Annotated in this window: 2 protein-coding genes and 2 pseudogenes; all 4 read right to left on the bottom strand. The window is 42.9% G+C overall.

Going from position 1 to position 3,198, the window contains the following annotated elements:
- A pseudogene (locus SMIDD26_RS11325) lies at positions 1–426 on the bottom strand (winged helix-turn-helix domain-containing protein); the annotation flags it as partial.
- Positions 425–1,192, bottom strand: coding sequence for an epoxyqueuosine reductase QueH (locus SMIDD26_RS02120; protein ID WP_000567567.1), 768 nt, complete (start codon positions 1,190–1,192; stop codon positions 425–427). The pseudogene SMIDD26_RS11325 and the gene SMIDD26_RS02120, both read right to left, overlap by 2 nt.
- 138 nt (positions 1,193–1,330) lie before the next feature.
- Positions 1,331–2,953 (bottom strand): chaperonin GroEL, encoded by a 1,623-nt coding sequence (gene groL, locus SMIDD26_RS02115; protein WP_061438757.1) that lies wholly within the window; start codon positions 2,951–2,953, stop codon positions 1,331–1,333.
- Positions 2,954–2,968: 15 nt separating this feature from the next.
- Positions 2,969–3,198 (bottom strand): annotated as a pseudogene (gene groES, locus SMIDD26_RS12155) (co-chaperone GroES); the annotation flags it as partial.

The following is a 3,198-nucleotide window of genomic DNA, read 5'->3' as shown; positions in this document are numbered from 1 at the left end:
TCATCTGGATAAACTTGTGAAAGCTCTTCTAAAAAGGCGTTCATCCACTCAGTATTACCTCCACCAGCTATTAAGAAAAATGATTCACCTGTATGGGCATCAACAGCTCCATAACAATAGCGAAATTCTCGTATATAGTGACTACGGACATGTGGACGTACTCCCATTGGAGCCCAACAAGATCCCAGTTTACTGATTCTACCGAAACCAGCCTCATCTTGGTACATCAAGCGAACCTTACGAAAACGTCTACTATCTTTAAAGCGTTTTCTTGTCTTCTTGAATTGAGATTTTATTTTTAGACGCGACAATGGTTTGAGCGTCTGCTTTCTTAGGATGTTCTGGACGTGGCGTAATATTTCGCCAACCATGGCGCTTCAACAGTTGATAGAAGGCATCACGTGTGTAGGAACGACCTAACTCCTTATATATCTAATTTTGTAACTGTAAATTTGATGTGGGAATAGTCTTTCTCAACATCCTTATCCAGTAGAAACGCAGTGGCGTCCTTCTTAACTTGAACCAGATCAATATTCTGGGCTTGAGCTGCATAGACGCATCCACAATAACATTGACGGTAGATGTCATACTCTTCACACATCTCTACTGAACGTTTGTAGCCTTGATTTTTCTTGAAATCACTTGGAAGATAGTGTGTTGTGTAAATTTTTTGCACATCGATTCCGATGCTGTTAATGGTTTGAGAATTCTTATGAGGACTGATGGTTAAAGCCGAACCGAAGTAGTCAAAACCTAAATCCATAGCCACTTGCGCTGTTTTATCCAGGCGGTAGTCAAAGCAAACCTTACAACGGTCGCCACCTTCAGGCTCCTCCTCTAGTCCTCTAACTAGTTTTCGGTATTCATTTGGTTCGTAGGGAGCTTCTAGGTACTGGACCGTATTTCCTGTCCGCTCATTGAAATCACTGACAAATTTCTTGGTAACATAGGCACGCTTATGGTATTCTGCCTTGGGATGGATATTAGAATTGGCAAAATAGATGGTCACATCTGCATACTTGGTCAAATATTCTAGGGTATAGGTACTGCAAGGGGCACAGCAAACGTGCATGAGAATAGTTGGACGTTGCTCATTTTTCTCCCATACTTGTACCATCTTCTGCATGACACGGTCATAATTAATCTTCTGATTGGGGTTCATCTTGCTCAGAATTTCTTCTACATCGATCATGTTCTTCTCCTTTTTCTAGTCTTATTTTATCATATAAGTTAGGAGAGCTCAAATCAATTTAGAAGTGAATAGCATAAAAAAGGAGGAATAGCCATTCCCTCCTTTTGTGTTTTTTATAAGTTGCTATCTACAGAAAGCTTACATCATGCCGCCCATCATGCTTGGATCCATTGCTGGAGCTGGGGCCACTGGTTCTGGTTTATTGGCTACGACTGCTTCTGTTGTCAAAATCAAGCTGGCTACAGATGCTGCATTTTGAAGGGCTGAACGGCTCACTTTAACTGGGTCGATGATACCTTGATCAATCATGTTGACCCACTCGCCAGTTGCTGCGTTGAAGCCTGTACCAACTTCAGCATTCTTCAAACGATCGATAACGATAGATCCTTCAAATCCTGCATTGTGGGCGATTTGACGAACAGGTTCTTCCAAAGCTCGGAGAACAATATTGCGTCCTGTTGCTTCATCTCCTGTCAATTCCAAATTAGCCACAGCTGGAATGACATTGACAAGGGCTGTTCCACCACCAGCAACGATTCCTTCTTCAACAGCTGCACGAGTAGCGTTGAGGGCATCTTCAATGCGGAGTTTCATTTCTTTCAACTCAGTTTCAGTTGCGGCTCCGACCTTAATAACCGCTACACCACCTGACAATTTGGCCAAGCGTTCTTGCAATTTTTCACGGTCAAATTCAGAAGTTGTGGTTTCGATTTGAGACTTGATAACTGCAACACGGTGAGAAATCGCTTCAGGATTTCCAGCACCTTCCACGATAACAGTGCTATCTTTATCAACAGTTACTCTCACTGCTTGACCAAGTGCTTCAATTGTCGCATCTTTCAACTCAAGACCAAGGTCTTCTGTGATAACTGTTCCGCCTGTCAAGATGGCAATGTCTTCAAGCATGGCTTTGCGACGGTCACCAAAACCAGGTGCCTTAACTGCTACTACGTTGAAGGTTCCACGAATCTTGTTCAAAACAAGGGTTGGAAGAGCTTCGCCATCCACATCATCCGCAATAATCAAGAGCGGACGATTGCTTTGGAGAATACTTTCGAGAAGTGGCAAAATTTCTTGGATATTGGAAATTTTCTTGTCTGTAATCAAAATGTACGGATTTTCAAGATCAGCTACCATTTTTTCGCTATCTGTCACCATGTACTGTGAAAGATAACCACGGTCGAACTGCATTCCTTCCACAACTTCAAGTTCTGTTTCCATGCCACGTGACTCTTCGATAGTGATGACTCCATCTTTGCCAACTTTTTCCATGGCTTCAGAGATGTACTCACCAACTTTTTCAGAACGAGAAGATACGGCTGCAACCTGAGCGATAGCTTCTTTGTTGGCAACAGGAATGGCGTTGTTTTTCAAAGCTTCAACTGCTGCGGCAACTGCTGTTTCAATCCCACGACGAATACCGATTGGATTGGCACCTGCTGTGACGTTTTTGATTCCTTCACGGACGATTGCTTGGGTCAAAACAGTTGCAGTTGTAGTCCCATCACCTGCAATATCATTGGTTTTTGAAGCTACTTCTGATACCAATTTGGCACCCATATTTTCAAAATGGTCTTCCAATTCGATTTCTTTGGCAATAGTTACACCGTCATTGGTAATCAAGGGTGAACCGAATGACTTTTCAAGAACGACATTGCGACCTTTAGGCCCCAAGGTTACTTTAACAGTGTCTGCAAGGATATCAACACCACGGACCATAGCTGAACGGGCATCTGATGAAAATTTAATTTCTTTTGACATACTTACTTTCTCCTTCTATTCTTCAATAATTGCCAAGATGTTCGCTTCGCCTACGATGATATACTTTTCATCACCATCTTTGACATCAAGACCTGCGTGGGCTTCAACCAGGACACGGTCTCCAGCTTTAACACTTGGAGCAACCAAGTCACCGTTCAAGGTACGAACACCTTGTCCAGTAGCCACAACTTTGGCTGTTTTAGTTTTTCTTGGGCTGAACCTGCAAGGACAAAGCCTCCAACAGT

Origin of the sequence: Streptococcus mitis (assembly GCF_001579035.1) — a bacterium.
Classification (GTDB): Bacteria; Bacillota; Bacilli; order Lactobacillales; family Streptococcaceae; genus Streptococcus; species Streptococcus mitis_J.
This window is presented reverse-complemented; position numbering and strand designations above follow the sequence as displayed.

Coding starts and splice junctions, on each gene's coding strand:
- groL (WP_061438757.1), bottom strand. CDS start 2,953: ATGTCAAAAGAAATTAAATTTTCATCAGATGCCCGTTCAGCTATGGTC.
- SMIDD26_RS02120 (WP_000567567.1), bottom strand. CDS start 1,192: ATGATCGATGTAGAAGAAATTCTGAGCAAGATGAACCCCAATCAGAAG.